This is a genomic window from Bartonella sp. A1379B (assembly GCF_002022485.1).
Taxonomy (GTDB): Bacteria; Pseudomonadota; Alphaproteobacteria; order Rhizobiales; family Rhizobiaceae; genus Bartonella; species Bartonella rochalimae.
On record NZ_CP019780.1, the window covers coordinates 323,261 to 339,553 of the forward strand.

A 16,293-nucleotide genomic window follows, 5' to 3' on the forward strand; every position below is an offset into this window, starting at 1 on the left:
TATTAGGTTTTTTCGCTATGATGCTATTTTTTTCCTTGCTGAATGATTGGATTCCAGGTGTTAATGTTTTTCGGTATATTACTTTTCGAACTGTTGCAGCTATCTTGACATCAGGTTTGATTGTTTTTTTGTTTAGTCCAAGTATTATTGCTTTTCTCAAAAGTCGGCAGGGGAAAGGACAACCAATTCGAACTGATGGACCTCAAACTCACTTTAAAAAAGCTGGAACACCTACTATGGGTGGATTAATGATTTTAATTGGTATTATGATATCGGCATTTTTATGGTGTGATTTATTAAATATTTATTTTTGGGTTTCGTTATTTGTTATGCTTTCTTTTGGGATAATTGGTTTTTATGATGATTATCTTAAAGTGACAAAGCAAACGCATAAAGGTTTTTCTGGAAAAGCGCGATTAAGTTTGGAATTTGTAATCGCAGTCATTGCGTGTTTTATTATTTTAGAAGTTGGCTCACCAGGATTAGCTTTGCCTTTTGTAAAGGATTATTTTATTAATTTGGGTTGGTTTTTTATTCCTTTTACTGCTTGTGTTATCGTAGGTACTGGTAATGCTGTTAATTTAACGGACGGTCTTGATGGGCTTGCTATTGTTCCTGTGATGGTTGTCTCTTTATCTTTTGCATTGATTGCTTATCTGTCTGGGAATATGAATTTTGCTGATTATTTACAAATTCATTATGTGGCAGGCACGGGTGAGTTAGCTGTTTTACTTGGAGCAGTTTTTGGTTCTGGACTGGGCTTTTTATGGTATAATGCACCTCCAGCAGCTATTTTTATGGGAGATACTGGTTCTTTGGCTCTTGGCGGGTTGCTAGGTGTTATTGCTGTTGCCACGAAGCACGAAATTGTTTTAGCTATTATTGGTGGACTTTTTGTTTTAGAAGCGATGTCAGTTATTATTCAAGTAGGTTGGTTCAAACTGACGAAAACGCGTGTGTTTCTTATGGCGCCAATTCACCATCATTTTGAGAAAAAAGGTTGGACAGAAAGTCAGATTGTGATACGTTTTTGGATTATTACGATTGTCTTAGCATTGATTGGTCTTTCAACACTTAAATTGAGGTGAAATCTTGATTTCTGTTGAGTGTTATAAAGGTCAAAAAGTTGCTGTATTTGGGTTAGGGAAATCAGGAATAGCTACAGCAAAAGTTTTAATTGCTTGTGGTACAGAAGTAGTTGCTTGGGATGATAATTGTTCTAGTGTGGAAGCTGCTTGTAAGGAAAATATTCCCACAAAGAATCTGTATTATGAAGATTGGACAGAATTTGTTGCGTTGATTTTAGCTCCTGGAGTGCCTTTAACTTATCCAAGGCCACATTGGGTTGTTGAAAAAGCGCGTCAAGAAAATATCGAAATTATCGGTGATATTGAGCTATTTGTTCGTGCACGTAATCTTTTTTTACAGCAAAATGGTTTTGATGACCAGGATGTTCCATTTATTGCTATTACAGGTACAAATGGTAAATCAACAACCACTGCTTTACTTGCTCATCTTTTAGAAAAAATGGGTTATGATGTGCAAATGGGAGGTAATATTGGAACAGCAATATTAACGCTTAAGCCATTTGTAAAAAAACGTATTTATGTTATTGAATGTTCGTCATTTCAAATAGAATTAGCTCCGTCTCTTCAGCCAACTGTTGGTCTTTTGTTGAATTTAACACCTGATCATATTGATCGCCATGGTAGCTTTGAACGCTATGTGCAGGTCAAAGAACGCGTTGTTTCTAGAGCTTCTCGTGCTCTTATTTCAATTGATAGTTTGGTTTGCTGTGCTTTATATCAAAAGCTTTTTGATGAAGGTTATCCAATTGATCCAGTGTCTAAAGAGCATGTTGTTAAAAATGGTTTTTATGTAGAAGGAACAAAACTTTTTGCTATTTATCATGGGCAACATCATATGCTTGCAGATTTGGCAAATATAGCTTCATTACGTGGAAGTCATAATGCAGAAAATGCTCTTATGGCTTTAGCGACTTTGCAGATATTAAAAATTACTACCTTAGATATAGAAGAGCATTTAGCAAGCTATTTAGGGCTTGCGCATCGAATGCAACAGGTGTGTAAAATTGGATCTATTTTGTTTATTAATGATAGTAAGGCTACCAATGCAGAGGCATCTGTTCCTGCACTGACTACTTTTAATAATATTTTTTGGATTGTTGGAGGGCAGGCAAAAGAAGGTGGGATTGATGCTCTTAAAGGATTTTTTTATAAAATTCGTAAAGCATATTTAATTGGTAGTGCAGCGGAAAATTTTGCGCGCATTATCGGTTCTGCTTTTCCTTTTTCGATGAGTTTGACTTTAGAAAATGCAGTCCGCGAAGCGGCTAGTGATGCAGCCCGTGATATGGAGAAAAAAGCTGTGGTTCTGTTTTCTCCAGCTTGTGCAAGTTATGATCAATTTAAGAATTATGAGGTACGTGGAGAGACTTTTGTTTCTCTTGTTATGCAGTTAAAGAAGCAAGAATTGTAAAAAGTTATTTTATGTTAACCGTCGAGAATCTTTTTGAGTGTAATTTAGATTAAATTGCTCATCAAAGATATTAGGAAAATCACATTATTTCTTTTAGATGTGATTATAAAAGGTAAAGTGAAGATGATGATAACTCGTGCAGATCGAGGCCCAATCTCTAATTGGTGGTGGACAATTGATCGCTCTATCTTTACTGCTTGTTTGATTCTTATGGGAATTGGTATCATGCTATCTTTTGCAGCTAGCCCCTCTGTTGCAAAAAAAATTGGAATTTCTGATAGTTTTTATTTTGTTCGTTGGCATATTATTTTTAGTATTCCTGCATTTGTGATTATGATTACTATTTCTTTTTTTTCGCCTCGTAATATTCGCCGCTTATGTATTTTGTTATTGTTTGCAACGCTTGTACTTATGATTGCAACTTTATTATTTGGTCTTGAGTTAAAAGGGGCACGGCGTTGGATTTCTGTGTTTGGTATTTCTTTACAAGCATCGGAATTTATGAAACCGGCTTTTGTTATTATATCTGCTTGGCTTTTTGCGGAACAGCTACAGCGTAAAAGCGTTCTTATCTGTATATTGGTTATTGCACTATATGTGATTTGTTGTACGCTTCTTATTTTGCAACCAGATATTGGTCAAACACTTTTAATAAGTGCAACATGGGGTGGCTTATTTTTTATTGCAGGTATGCCTCTTATTGTCGTCTTCTTATTTCTTATTTTGGGCATTTTAGGAGGCTTTTTAGCTTATTTTTTTGTTCATCATGTCCGTGAACGTATCAATGGTTTTTTAACAGGGGAAGGTAATACATTTCAGGTTGATGTAGGGCGTGAAGCTATTTTAAATGGTGGATGGTTTGGTAGAGGTCCTGGTGAGGGTACAGTGAAACGTATTATTCCTGATAGCCATACAGATTTTGTATTTTCTGTTGCAGCTGAAGAATATGGTATTATTTTGTGTTTATTGATTACAGCACTTTTTGGTTTTATTGTTATACGTTCTCTTTATATAGCGTTGAACACTCGTGATATCTTCACACGTTTTGGTATTGCTGGTATAGCAATGATAATTGGTTTTCAATCAGCAATTAATATGGCGGTTAATCTTCACCTAATGCCTCCAAAGGGTATGACGCTACCCTTTATTTCTTATGGTGGCTCATCTATGGTAGCAATTGCAATTTCGATAGGTATTTTACTGAGTTTGACACGTCGTTGGCCAGAAGCGCGTATTTCAACTGTTTTATCAACTTTTGTTTCGGATACTGCTGATGACACATAAAAAAGTTATTGTTTTATCTGCTGGTGGTACAGGTGGGCATCTTTTCCCTGCAGAAGCGCTTGCTGTTGAACTGAGAGAGCGTGGATACGATGTTCATTTGATGACAGATAAAAGAGCTAAGCGTTTTGTCCGCCATTTTGATGAGAAACATATTCATGTTATTTCATCGGCAACCTTTGTAAGACGTCATCCTTTTGCACTTATAAAAACATTTTGGTATTTGCTAAAGGGAATGTTTCAATCATGGATGCTTTTTTATAAATTGCAACCTGTTCTTGTCGGTGGGTTTGGTGGTTATCCTACCTTTCCACCACTTTTAGTTGCTACCTTAATAGGATATAAGACATTTATTCATGAGCAAAATGCTGTTATGGGACGTGCTAATAGATTATTGGCGTCTAGAGTCAATGCTATTGCCGGTGGTTTATTATCAGCTAACAGTGTTTATGCTCATAAAACATTCATAACAGGTAATCCTGTTCGTAAGGCTATTCTTCAAGCTGCAAAGATTCCTTATTGTCCTTCTATAGGTGAACAACCATTTCATTTTTTGGTTTTTGGTGGAAGCCAAGGGGCAGCTTTTTTTTCACAAGTTGTTCCTGGAGCAGTTACCTTACTTGATCAAAGTATACGGAAACGTTTACGCATTGTTCAGCAGGTTTATGATGAAACCATAGATCTCATGAAAATTTATCATGATATGGGAGTGCAGGCAGAAGTTGCACGTTTTTTTGATAATATGGCTGAACATATCGCTCAATCCCATTTTATTATGTCACGTGCTGGTGCTTCGACAGTTTGTGAAATAGCTGTGATTGGTCGGCCAGCTTTATTTATTCCATATCCTTACGCTCTAGATCACGATCAAGCAGAGAATGCTGCTAAACTTTCTGAAATAGGAGGAGCACAGATTATAGTAGAGAAAAATTTAGATACGCAAAGACTTGCTTCTCTCTTGACAAAAGTTTGTTGTGAGCCACACTTATTGGAAAAACAAGCACTGTCTGCAAAAAAAGTTGGGCAACCTTATGCAACCGTTATTTTGGCAAATATGGTTGAAGCATTGATTTTAGAACGATCATTATTAGATATTAAAAAGGAGTTATTTGATGAAAATGCCGCTTAATATTGGCCTTATCCACTTTGTAGGAATTGGAGGTATAGGTATGAGTGGAATTGCTGAAGTTCTTCATAATCTTGGTTATAAAGTTCAAGGATCTGATCAAACTTATAACGCAAATGTTGAACGCTTACAGAATAAGGGAATTAATATTTGTATAGGACATCGTGCTGAAAATTTGGGAGCAGCGGAAGTTGTTATTATTTCTACTGCTATTAAGAAAACAAATCCTGAATATATTGCTGCCCAAAAAAGGCATTTACCAGTTGTTAAGCGAGCAGAAATGCTTGCTGAGTTAATGCGTTTTCGTCGGACAATTGCTATTGGTGGTACGCACGGAAAAACAACAACTACGTCAATGGTAGCTGCACTTCTTGATGCAGGTCATTTTGATCCGATAGTCATTAATGGCGGTATTATAAATGCTTACGGGACTAATGCACGTATGGGAGATGGGGATTGGATGGTGGTTGAGGCTGATGAAAGTGATGGGACGTTTTTAAAATTGCCAGCTGATATAGCAGTTGTTACCAATATCGATGTTGAGCATTTAGACCATTATGGCAATTTTAATGCTATACGTGAAGCTTTTCGGCAGTTTGTAGAAAATGTGCCTTTTTATGGTTTTGCCGTTATGTGTATTGACCACCCAGAAGTTCAGACATTAGCTAGTCGTATTCATGATCGTTGGGTGATTACGTATGGCGCAAATCCACAAGCAGATATTCGTTTTCTTAATCTTTCAATGGAGGGTCAAAAAGCGTGTTTCGATATTCTTATTCGATCACGAAAAACAGGTGAAAAAACTGAAATCAACAATTTGATTTTACCGATGTCGGGGAAGCATAATGTTTCTAATGCTACTGCAGCAATTGCTATTGCACATGAACTCGGCATTTCACCTGAAGCTATAAAGAAAGGATTAGCAGAGTTTGGTGGTGTTAAACGGCGTTTTACGAAAACAGGGAATTGGAACGGAGTTGAGATATTTGATGATTATGGGCATCATCCAGTTGAAATAAAAGCAGTTTTGCATGCAGCACGTGAGAGCGCAAAAGGAAATATCATTGCGATTATGCAACCACATCGTTATACGCGCTTGTATCATCTATTTGATGATTTTTCTACTTGTTTTAATGATGCGGATACAGTGATGATTACACCGGTTTATGCAGCTGGTGAAGAGCCAATAGCTGGTTTTGGTTCTAAAGAATTAGTTGAGCATATTCAGATGGCTGGCCACCGTGATGTGCATCTGATTAATAGTTTAGAAGATATTATTTCTATTGTATCTAGGTTAGCTAAATCTGGTGATTATGTGGTTTTTCTGGGTGCTGGTAGCATCACACAATGGGCTTACGCACTGCCCGATCAATTAATGGTACTTGATAACAATGACAAATTTTCGGCCGATTGATGGTGAAGGGCTGTTAAAAAAATTACAGCCGGCGTTACGTGGTATACGAGGCAAATTAATGCCTAATGTCAATATGCGTAAGGTAACATGGTTTCGCACCGGTGGACTCGCTGAGATTTTTTATCAACCTTCTGATGAAGCAGATTTAGTTTTATTTTTTCAGTCTTTGCCTGAAACCATTCCTGTAACGATTGTGGGGATTGGTTCTAATCTTCTGGTCCGTGATGGAGGTATCCCTGGTATTGTTGTTCGTCTTTCCGCAAAAGGTTTTGGGCAGTTGAAGCAAGTGTCATCAAAACGCTTTTTGGTTGGCGCTGCGGTAGCGGGTAAACATTTGGCTGCAGCAGCTTTAGAAGCGGAACTTTCTGGTTTTCATTTTTATCATGGTATTCCTGGTGGTTGTGGAGGAGCATTAAAAATGAATGCTGGAGCTAATGGTATTGAAACTGCTGAGCGTGTTGTTGAAGTTTATGCGCTTGATCGTAAAGGACAACGCCATATATTGAGTGTGAACGATATACATTATTCTTATCGTTGTTGCGATGTTCCTGATGATTTTGTTTTTGTTGCTGCCTTATTGGAAGGGGAGCAAGGGAATAGACATCATATCCGCGCAGCTATGGAGGAAGTTGCTTTGCATCGGCAGAAGGTACAACCTATTCGTGAAAAAACAGGTGGATCCACTTTTCGTAATCCTGTAGGTACATCTGCATGGCGTGTTATTGATGAGGCTGGGTGCCGTGGTTTAAAAATTGGGGGTGCTCAAATGAGTGAGATGCACTGTAATTTTATGATTAATATTGATCAAGCAACAGGTTATGATCTTGAAAAATTAGGAGAAACAGTACGTGCTCGTGTTTTTGCTCATTCAGGACATTTATTACAGTGGGAAATACAGCGTATTGGCCAATTTGAACAAGATCGTATAGTCTCTCTTTTTGATCAGAATAATTGATTTTTTTATAACTAAAAAAATTGAGTCATTTCAAAGAGATAAGAAAAAAATCTATTAAAAATCAATAAATTAACAGAGAAGCTCTTGCATCAAGCCTTTGAGTCTGATTCATTAGAGAGGACGCTAGGTTATTGATTCGCAAAGATAAATCTAGCTTTTTCCTATATATAGTATTTTTATTTTTATATATTCTGTATTTAGTATATGAAGAAGGATAAGTCGTTATGAGAGGTAAGCATATAGCTGTATTGATGGGAGGACTTTCATCAGAACGGTCTGTAAGTTTATCTTCTGGTTCTGCTTGCGCTGATATTCTTGAAGCTCATGGTTATTCTGTAACTCGTGTAGATGTTGATAGTCGTATTGCTTCTGTTCTTGAGAAATTACAACCACATATAGTTTTTAATGCATTACATGGTTCGTTTGGTGAAGATGGACGTATTCAAGGCATTCTTGAATATTTGAAAATTCCTTATACGCATTCTGGAGTGATGGCGTCAGCATTAGCAATGGATAAAGGGCGGGCAAAAATTATTGCTGCTAGTGCTGGTGTTCCTGTTGCTCCTTCTTATGTAATGGATCGTTGTGCAATTGGATCACAACATCCTTTGGAACCACCTTATGTAATTAAACCTGTGCATGAAGGATCGAGCATTGGTGTTATTATTGTGAATGGCGATGAAGCATTTCCACCTCATAATATAGTAAGCTCTGAGCGGATGGATAAAGATGAGGTAATCGTTGAAAAGTATATTCCTGGTCGGGAGCTTACTTGCGCTGTTTTGGGTGATGAAGTTTTAGATGTCTGTGAGATTATACCTGATCAACATTTCCAGTTTTATGATTATGATTCAAAATACAAGTCCGGAGGTTCTATTCACATTTGTCCTGCACAACTTTCATTAAATATTTACCAAAAAGTGCAAAGAATGTCTTTAGCAGCGCATCAAGCGATAGGTTGTCGAGGTGTTAGTCGTTCTGATTTTCGTTTTAATGAAGAAACGGAAGAGCTGATTTGGCTCGAAATTAATACGCAGCCTGGTATGACATCAACCTCTCTTGTGCCAGATATTGCAAAAGCAAGTGGTCGTACTTATAGCGACATTGTTAAATGGATAGTGGAGGACGCGTCATGTATGCGTTAAATGTTGGCGAAATGGGAATTTTAAAGGCGCTATCAACGCCAATTTTCCCACGTTTTTATCGTTGCTTTCTCCGATTTATATTGCAATTTGTATTTTCTGATATTCATGTGCCGCGTTATTTTGGCTCTTTTGCTGTTTTTTCTTTTTTCTTGCTTTCCTTATTTTATGGCATTGTTTCTAGCGGTCATGTGAATAGAATTATAAGGCTTGTGACATTAAATTTTGGTTTTGTGATTACTCATGTTGATATGAGTGGCAATAAAAATATGACAAAACAATATGTTTTGAAGCTTTTAGGGCTTGATGTTCATCCATCAATTATTAGCTTTGATGTTGATAAAGCACGTTCTACTTTAGAACAACAAATTTGGATTCAATCGGTTGATATTCGGAAAATTTATCCTAACCGGATATGTATTTCAATGGTAGAGCGTGAGCCATACGCAATTTGGCAACATGATGGTGTAATGGATGTGATTGATGATACAGGGCGTATTATTTTACCATTTCAGGCGGGTTTAATTCAGAATTTACCACTTGTTGTTGGTCAGGGAGCGCAAAAAGCAGCGAAGTTATTTATTCAGTCGTTGTTACCATATTCGCAATTCCGTGATCGTATTCGTGCTTATGTGCGTGTGGGTGATCGACGTTGGGATATTTTTTTAGAAAATGGGGTGCGTATTATGTTGCCTGAGCAAGGCGCTGTTGAAAGGCTTGTTGCTCTTTTAAAGACAAATACGGCAAAAGATCTTTTTTCTCGCGATGCTTTAAGCATTGATTTACGTCTTTCTGATCGAATAACGATTGCTTTGTCAGATGAAGTGTTAGCACAGCATCGTGCGACGGTAATGGAAGAAGAACGTATTTTAAAGGTATTAAAAGAAAGGAATATATGATGTTTTTGAAATCACATCATGGGAGGGGGCGCAAGACGCGTTTTCTAACAGTTCTTGATGTGGGTTCAAGTAAGGTTGTTTGTCTTATTGCTTGTTTACGTCCTTTGAAATATCCGCAACATTTACACGGTCGTACACATTTTATGGAGGTTTTGGGTTTTGGTGTACAGCGCTCGTGTGGAATTAAATCTGGTGTTGTTATGGATATGCTTGCAGCGGAACAATCAATACGTTTAGCTGTTAATGCTGCAGAGAAAATGGCTGGTTTGGTGGTAGATTCAGTTATTGTAAATTTTTCCTCAAACCGATTAAAAAGTACTTTTGTTAACGGTACAGTACATCTGGGCGGGCGTGAAGTTACTGCGCGTGATATGCGTATGGCCTTGGCAAATGTTTCGCGTAAAGCTTTTGAGGCTGAACGGCATATTATGCATTCCGTTCCGATATCTTATATATTGGATGGAGATAAAGGAATCTCTGATCCCGTTGGAATGATGGGTGAATTGTTTGGGGTGGATGTGCATGTGGTGACAGCAGAAACAGCATCTTTACGTAATTTGGAAGCTTGTATTAATCGTGCTCATTTAAGTGTTGAAGCAATGGTCGCAACACCTTTTGCGAGTGGTCTTGCAGTTTTGATTAATGATGAGGCACGTTTAGGAGCTGCATGTATTGATTTTGGGGCTGGAACAACAACATTTTCAATATTTTCTGAAGGAAAATTTGTTCATGCAGATACACTTTCAATTGGTGGGCACCATATAACTCTTGATGTTGCACGGGGATTGTCTATGTCTATTGAAGAAGCAGAGCGTTTAAAAGTTATGTATGGTTCAACGCTTTCAGAAAGTATTGATGCTCATCATATGATTAATGTCGCTGAAATTGGAAATGAGCGAACTCAATATCCATGTGCAGTTCTTAGTCGTATTATTCGGGCGCGTGTTGAAGAAATATTAGAAATGCTTCGTGATTGTTTGAGTTGTTCTGGGTTTGGTCATATTGTTGGTAAGCGGGTTATTTTAACTGGAGGAGCAAGTCAGTTAATTGGGTTGCCAGAGATGGCGCGTAATATATTAGGAAGAAATGTTCGTATAGGGCGGCCTTTAGGTGTTTCTAGGCTTCCTGCTTCTGCAAAAGGAGCGGCGTTTTCGTCAGCTGTTGGATTGTTAATCTATCCGCAATTAGCGGGTTTCAAAGAAAAAACAATTCATACAACAGTGAGACAATTATCAACTGGCACAGGTGGGTATTTTCAACGTGTCGGTCAGTGGTTGCGTGAGAGTTTTTAGTAGGTCTATTTGGGTATTAATTTTCATCGCTTTGGCTTGCGGTGTTTTATGAGAAGGAAAAAAAACATGACAATTAATCTGCACCGGCCAGATATCGCGGAATTGAAGCCACGTATTACCGTTTTTGGTGTTGGAGGTGGTGGCGGAAATGCCGTGAATAATATGATAAATGCTGGTCTTCAGGGAGTTGACTTTGTTGTTGCTAATACAGATGCACAGGCTTTGGCTATGTCAAAAGCTGAACGTGTGATCCAGCTAGGTGCAGCAGTAACAGAAGGTTTAGGTGCTGGTGCTTTACCAGAAGTTGGTCAAGCTGCTGCAGATGAATGTATCGATGAAATTATCGATCATCTTGCAGATTCTCATATGGTTTTTATTACAGCAGGTATGGGTGGAGGCACGGGAACCGGAGCCGCACCTGTTGTTGCTAATGCGGCACGTGAAAAAGGTATTTTGACTGTTGGTGTTGTGACGAAGCCTTTCCAATTTGAAGGTGCACGTCGAATGAAGACAGCAGAAGCTGGCATAGAAGAATTACAAAAATCGGTTGATACATTAATCGTTATTCCGAATCAAAATCTTTTTCGTATTGCGAACGAAAAAACAACATTTTCTGATGCTTTTGCTATGGCCGACCAAGTTCTTTATTCTGGTGTTGCTTCTATTACAGATTTGATGATTAAAGAAGGATTGATTAACCTTGATTTTGCAGATGTTCGTTCTGTTATGCATGAAATGGGTCGTGCAATGATGGGAACTGGAGAGGCATCTGGTGATGGACGTGCTTTGGCTGCTGCTGAAGCTGCTATTGCAAATCCGTTGTTAGATGACACTTCTATGCGTGGAGCCCGTGGCCTTTTGATTTCCATTACGGGTGGTCGTGATATGACCTTGTTTGAAGTGGATGAGGCGGCTAATCGTATTAGAGAAGAAGTTGATGCTGATGCAAATGTTATCTTTGGTGCTATTGATGATGAGTCACTTGAGGGTGTTATTCGTGTATCGGTGGTTGCTACTGGTATTGATCGTGAGATTAATGATATAATACAACCTTCACATCCTAAATTTCATCGGCCTGTAGCTTCAATGCGTAAAAATGATACTGGAGTAACGCAGACTGCTTCTCAGTCATCATCATCTTTGCGTTCTGAATCAATGGTAGAAGTTATAGAAGCGCTAGAAGTAGAAATGAAACAGCCAATTGAAGAGCCATTTTGTCCAAAAAGTCAATTTTTTGTGCAGACTACAGATACAACATATACTCCACGAACTGTAAACACTGCTCCTTATGGGCAAAATATACATGCAAAGACATCAAGTTCACTACGTATGCAGGCTGGTTGTGTTTCTCAACAGCCTATGGCTAGAGCAGTGGGAATGGAAGCAACAGCACATGTTCTTGATGACAAGGTTGGAGTTGCAGAACAGAAGAAAAAACAAGTGCAAACACAATCTTGTTCAACGCCGGTGCGTATGCCTGAGTTAAAAGATTTTCCGTCTTCTATTCGGAGTCAAAGTACAAATTTTTCTAGTGTCGATCAAGGACCACGTAATCTTTGGCAGCGTTTGAAACAAAGTTTGACGTATCGTGAAGAAATTGAACCAGAAGCTCGGTTAGAGCCTGCTGTCAATTCTTCTTCGCATAAAGATTTTCATATTTCTAGTGCCAATCCTCAGGATCTTTCTCAAGATACTTCTGTTTATATGCCTCGTTACTCTACCGAGTCGCAGCAACCTGCATCGCAGGATCAAAACATTTGTATCAGTGAAGAGGACGAGTTGGAAATACCAGCGTTTTTGCGTCGTCAAGCAAATTAATGTATAGAAAATTGAAAAATGTATAGAAAATTGAAATAAGAGAACTCTATATTTCTATCCATCATACAATGGAAGCTTTATTATAGTAAAATTTATGGAGTTTTTATAGAAAATAATAAATCCATTCATTAAATGGGTTTATTATTTATTGTAGAGATAATTTTTGATAGTCTTATGAAGATTCCAAAAAATTATTAAGAATATTAATGAAGTGGTATTATTAATTGGGACAGAAATATCAATCGACTCTTAAAGATACATTAATATTTGAAGGGCGTGGTGTTCATAGTGGACATTTATCTGTTATGAAGATTGAGCCAGCTGATATTGAATGTGGTATTGTTTTTAAGCGTTATGGCATAGATGGAAAAGAGCAAATATTTCCAGCGCATGCATCGCAAGTTGGAGCAACTGAATTATCAACAGTGCTTGGACATGGAGATATAAGAGTTGAGACAATTGAACATTTGATGGCCGCAATTGCTGCGTATAATCTGGATAATCTCATCATTGAGGTGTCAAGTAATGAAGTTCCTATTTTGGATGGTGCTTCATGGCATTATTGTCAAGGTTTTGAAAAGATAGGTATTGTTCAGCAAACAGCGTTGCGATCTTATTTTGTTATAAAAAAAACAGTGCGTGTTGAAACAGCAAATGGTATGGCTGAGTTTTTGCCATTTGATGGGTGTCGTTTTGATGTTACAATTTCTTTTCCTACTCCTGTTATTGGCAAACAACATTTGAGCTTTGATCTTACTGCACAAGGGTTTAAAAATGATTTGTCTTGTGCGCGCACTTTTGGTTTTGTGAAGGATGTGGAAAAATTATGGACTTCTGGAAAAGGAATAGGCTCTTCTTTAGAAAACTCTCTTATTATTGGTCTTGATGATCAAATTATTAATCCAGCTGGCGCTTATTTTGAAAATGAGTTTGTTCGACACAAAATGCTTGATGCTATTGGTGATACTGCTTTACTTGGTGCGCCTTTTATTGGATTATTCCGTTCTTATTGTAGTGGGCATGCTCTTAATTCAAAATTAGTTAAGGCTGTTTTACAGGACGAATCGTGTTACGAAAAAAGCAATATGTAAGTAGGAAAAAAATAAAATTTACTTTATTTTATATAATTTAAAGGCGGATTATAGATTTAAAGTATATAGATTTTGTTAGTCGTTTTGAAAACGATATGATACAAAATTTAATGAGTATTTTTCTGTAAAATGATATTTTCTGGAGGCTGAGAGATTATGAAAAAACCTGATAAGTATATTGGGAATATAGCGCATAGAAAATTGACCATTGTACGCAAAGTTTTGATTGGGGTTCTTTTAGGAGGAACTTGCTTTTTAGCAGGTTGTTTAGGTAAAGGAAAAAATATCCTTGATCCATCTATGCATGTTTTAAAAATAGATCCACCAGATGTTTTATATAATCAAGCACTTGCTAATCTTGATGTGGGGCGGCTTAGTGAAGCAGCAAAAAAGTTTGCTATTATTGAAAAACAATATGCTTATACTGATTGGGGTCGTAAATCGTTAATAATGGGTGCTTTTACAAATTATCGGTTAGCTAAGTATGATGATGCAATTTCTATGGCACAGCATTATATTTCTCTTTATCCGCTAGCGGATGATTCTGCCTATGCTTACTATATTATTGGTCTCTCTTCTTTCCGTCGGATTCCTGATGTTACACGTGATCAGCAGGATACGAAGCGTGCTATTGCTGCTATGCAGGTTTTGATAGAGCGCTATCCAGAATCAGAGTATGTCAGCGATGCTAAGGCTAAAATACGTTTTGGCCGAGAGCAATTAGCTGGTAAGGAAATGCAGATTGGTCGTTATTATGAAGAAGGTCAGCGATATTTAGCAGCAAGTAGAAGATTTCGTACTGTGATTGAAGAATATCCAGATACAAATCAGATTGAAGAAGCACTTTTCCGATTGACAGAAGTTAATTTTGCTCTTGGTTTAACTATGGAAGCGCAGACAGCCGCAGCGATTTTGGGGCGAAATTATCCAGAAAGTAAATGGTATAAATTTTCTTATGATTTACTGCAAAAAAATAGTATATCGCCTAAAGAGCACAAATCTTCTTGGATTTCTCGTGCTTTGAGTGGCAATAAGAGCAAGGTGAATTAATTTCATATGTTGGTCCAGCTTTCGATTCATAATATTGTTTTAATCGAAAGACTTGATATTCATTTTACAGAAGGTTTGTCCGTTTTAACTGGGGAGACTGGAACGGGGAAATCTATTTTGCTTGACTCTCTATCGTTGGCTCTTGGTGGACGTGGAGATTCTTCCCTTGTGCGTCATGGTATGACACAGGGGCAAGTAACGGCTGTTTTTAATGTTCCTGTTTCGCATCCTGTGCGGCGGCTGATATGTGAAAATGGTTTTGATTGTGAAGGTGATATCATTCTACGGCGTGTACAATCGAGTGATGGTCGTAGTCGTGGTTTTCTGAATGATCAAGTGATTAGCATTACATTGATGCGCGATATTGGCCGTATGTTGGTCGAAATTCATGGACAACATGATGATCGTGCATTTGTTGATATTAGTACACATCGTCAATTATTAGATGCTTTTGGTGGTCTTGAAAGTGAAGTAGAAAATTTGCGCGAGTGCTATCGCATATGGCATACGTTAAAAGAACGTGTGCAACAACAACATGTTAAAGTTGAAAGTGCGGTACGTGAAGTTGATTATCTTCGTGCAAGTGTAGAAGAACTTGATAAGTTTGATTTTAAAGTTGATGAAGAAGATGCTTTGTCTCTTCGTCGGGCTGATATGCTTAAATTAGAAAAGATAGCAACAGATATTAGAGAGGCTGATGATCTCTTAGGAGGTTCAAAATCACCAATCCCTGTTCTTGCTAATTTGGTAAGACGTTTGGAGCGGAAAATTCCTGAAGCGCAGGATTTGATTATACCTATAGTGAAATCTATTGACGATGCATTGCGTGCACTCACAACAGCGCAAGCTTGTATTGAAGCTGCAATGCAAGCATTGGATTTTGATACTAACGAGTTAGAACGAATAGAAGAACGTCTTTTTGCACTTCGAGGTTTTTCTCGCAAATATCATGTTTCTGGAGATGAACTTGCTCAGTTGCGCGATAAGATGTGTGCTGAACTGGCTGATTTTGATTCTGCTCAAGCAACACTCGTTCATTTAGAGACTGAAGCTCAAAAAGCGCAAAAAGAGTACGATATATTAGCACAAGCGCTTTCGATAAAACGTCAAGAAGTAGCGCGTCGTTTATCTTCAAGCATTATGGATGAGCTACCAGCGTTGAAATTGGAGAAAGCAGAATTTATCGTTGAAATACAGAGTGATGCTGAAAAATATAGTCCAGATGGTATTGATCGTGTTGAATATTGGGTGCGTACAAACCCTGGAACACGAGCAGGGCCGATATTAAGTGTGGCTTCTGGTGGTGAATTGTCTCGTTTTTTATTAGCATTGAAGGTTGTATTAGCTGATCGTGGATCAGCACCAACATTAATCTTTGATGAAATTGATACAGGTGTTGGTGGAGCTGTTGCTGCTGCAATTGGACAACGATTGCTGCGTTTATCAAAAAATATTCAAGTTTTTGCTGTCACGCATGCACCGCAGGTAGCATCTAAGGCCCATAATCATTTTTTGATTTCAAAGGTTGAAAGCGGCGATACAGGATGCTTTGTTACGAGTGTTAATAAAATAGAAACTCACGAACGTGCAGAAGAAATTGCACGCATGTTAGCAGGAGAACAAGTTACTGAAGAAGCACGTGCAGCAGCCCAAAAGCTTTTAGCGCAGACATAATTAAGAAGTAATGAAAATACTAACAAACAGATGTTCATTTAGATTCTTTTTA

13 protein-coding genes are annotated in these 16,293 nt (G+C 37.9%); all 13 read left to right on the forward strand.

What is annotated here, in order from left to right; genetic code table 11:
* Window positions 1-17: 17 nt before the first annotated feature.
* The 13 genes from mraY (at window position 18) to recN (ending at window position 16,241) form a co-directional block, all read left to right on the forward strand.
* Window positions 18-1,088, forward strand: a complete 1,071-nt coding sequence (gene mraY / locus BA1379B_RS01320) for a phospho-N-acetylmuramoyl-pentapeptide-transferase (RefSeq protein ID WP_078692310.1) — start codon at window positions 18-20, stop codon at window positions 1,086-1,088.
* A 4-nt stretch (window positions 1,089-1,092) separates the two neighbouring features.
* Window positions 1,093-2,499 (forward strand): UDP-N-acetylmuramoyl-L-alanine--D-glutamate ligase, encoded by a 1,407-nt coding sequence (gene murD, locus BA1379B_RS01325; protein ID WP_078692311.1) that lies wholly within the window; start codon window positions 1,093-1,095, stop codon window positions 2,497-2,499.
* Window positions 2,500-2,625: 126 nt separating this feature from the next.
* Window positions 2,626-3,783 (forward strand): FtsW/RodA/SpoVE family cell cycle protein, encoded by a 1,158-nt coding sequence (locus BA1379B_RS01330; protein WP_078674088.1) that lies wholly within the window; start codon window positions 2,626-2,628, stop codon window positions 3,781-3,783.
* Entirely contained in the window at window positions 3,773-4,909 is a 1,137-nt protein-coding gene (gene murG / locus BA1379B_RS01335) for an undecaprenyldiphospho-muramoylpentapeptide beta-N-acetylglucosaminyltransferase (protein WP_035006187.1), read from the forward strand. Before BA1379B_RS01330 ends, murG begins: the two co-directional genes overlap by 11 nt.
* Window positions 4,893-6,320: a UDP-N-acetylmuramate--L-alanine ligase gene (gene murC / locus BA1379B_RS01340; RefSeq protein ID WP_035006186.1), complete on the forward strand. Its 1,428-nt coding sequence runs from the start codon at window positions 4,893-4,895 to the stop codon at window positions 6,318-6,320. Before murG ends, murC begins: the two co-directional genes overlap by 17 nt.
* Complete coding sequence (gene murB, locus BA1379B_RS01345) at window positions 6,298-7,275, forward strand: UDP-N-acetylmuramate dehydrogenase (protein WP_035006184.1); 978 nt, start codon at window positions 6,298-6,300, stop codon at window positions 7,273-7,275. Before murC ends, murB begins: the two co-directional genes overlap by 23 nt.
* A 224-nt stretch (window positions 7,276-7,499) precedes the next feature.
* Complete coding sequence (locus BA1379B_RS01350; protein ID WP_035006183.1) at window positions 7,500-8,420, forward strand: D-alanine--D-alanine ligase; 921 nt, start codon at window positions 7,500-7,502, stop codon at window positions 8,418-8,420.
* The gene (locus tag BA1379B_RS01355; protein ID WP_078673633.1) at window positions 8,408-9,316 is read left to right on the forward strand and encodes a cell division protein FtsQ/DivIB; all 909 of its coding nucleotides are present in this window, start codon (window positions 8,408-8,410) and stop codon (window positions 9,314-9,316) included. The genes BA1379B_RS01350 and BA1379B_RS01355 overlap by 13 nt, the downstream gene beginning before the upstream one ends.
* Complete coding sequence (gene ftsA / locus BA1379B_RS01360) at window positions 9,313-10,608, forward strand: cell division protein FtsA (protein WP_078692312.1); 1,296 nt, start codon at window positions 9,313-9,315, stop codon at window positions 10,606-10,608. Before BA1379B_RS01355 ends, ftsA begins: the two co-directional genes overlap by 4 nt.
* A gap of 66 nt (window positions 10,609-10,674) precedes the next feature.
* On the forward strand, window positions 10,675-12,426 hold the full coding sequence (gene ftsZ / locus BA1379B_RS01365) for a cell division protein FtsZ (protein WP_035006178.1): 1,752 nt from the start codon (window positions 10,675-10,677) through the stop codon (window positions 12,424-12,426).
* 224 nt (window positions 12,427-12,650) lie between these two features.
* On the forward strand, window positions 12,651-13,517 hold the full coding sequence (gene lpxC / locus BA1379B_RS01370) for a UDP-3-O-acyl-N-acetylglucosamine deacetylase (RefSeq protein ID WP_078673635.1): 867 nt from the start codon (window positions 12,651-12,653) through the stop codon (window positions 13,515-13,517).
* Window positions 13,518-13,673: 156 nt separating this feature from the next.
* Window positions 13,674-14,567 carry an outer membrane protein assembly factor BamD gene (locus BA1379B_RS01375; protein WP_035006174.1) on the forward strand — a complete coding sequence of 298 codons (894 nt, stop codon included), beginning with the start codon at window positions 13,674-13,676 and terminating at the stop codon, window positions 14,565-14,567.
* Between the two features lie 6 nt (window positions 14,568-14,573).
* Window positions 14,574-16,241, forward strand: a complete 1,668-nt coding sequence (gene recN, locus BA1379B_RS01380; protein WP_078692313.1) for a DNA repair protein RecN — start codon at window positions 14,574-14,576, stop codon at window positions 16,239-16,241.
* Window positions 16,242-16,293 lie beyond the last annotated feature (52 nt).

What these genes read in the sequence shown, in the direction of transcription:
- mraY (WP_078692310.1), top strand. Translation starts at nt 18, where the DNA reads ATGATGCTATTTTTTTCCTTGCTGAATGATTGGATTCCAGGTGTTAAT.
- BA1379B_RS01330 (WP_078674088.1), top strand. Translation starts at nt 2,626, where the DNA reads ATGATAACTCGTGCAGATCGAGGCCCAATCTCTAATTGGTGGTGGACA.
- murG (WP_035006187.1), top strand. Translation starts at nt 3,773, where the DNA reads ATGACACATAAAAAAGTTATTGTTTTATCTGCTGGTGGTACAGGTGGG.
- murC (WP_035006186.1), top strand. Translation starts at nt 4,893, where the DNA reads ATGAAAATGCCGCTTAATATTGGCCTTATCCACTTTGTAGGAATTGGA.
- murB (WP_035006184.1), top strand. Translation starts at nt 6,298, where the DNA reads ATGACAAATTTTCGGCCGATTGATGGTGAAGGGCTGTTAAAAAAATTA.
- BA1379B_RS01350 (WP_035006183.1), top strand. Translation starts at nt 7,500, where the DNA reads ATGAGAGGTAAGCATATAGCTGTATTGATGGGAGGACTTTCATCAGAA.
- BA1379B_RS01355 (WP_078673633.1), top strand. Translation starts at nt 8,408, where the DNA reads ATGTATGCGTTAAATGTTGGCGAAATGGGAATTTTAAAGGCGCTATCA.
- ftsA (WP_078692312.1), top strand. Translation starts at nt 9,313, where the DNA reads ATGATGTTTTTGAAATCACATCATGGGAGGGGGCGCAAGACGCGTTTT.
- ftsZ (WP_035006178.1), top strand. Translation starts at nt 10,675, where the DNA reads ATGACAATTAATCTGCACCGGCCAGATATCGCGGAATTGAAGCCACGT.
- BA1379B_RS01375 (WP_035006174.1), top strand. Translation starts at nt 13,674, where the DNA reads ATGAAAAAACCTGATAAGTATATTGGGAATATAGCGCATAGAAAATTG.
- recN (WP_078692313.1), top strand. Translation starts at nt 14,574, where the DNA reads ATGTTGGTCCAGCTTTCGATTCATAATATTGTTTTAATCGAAAGACTT.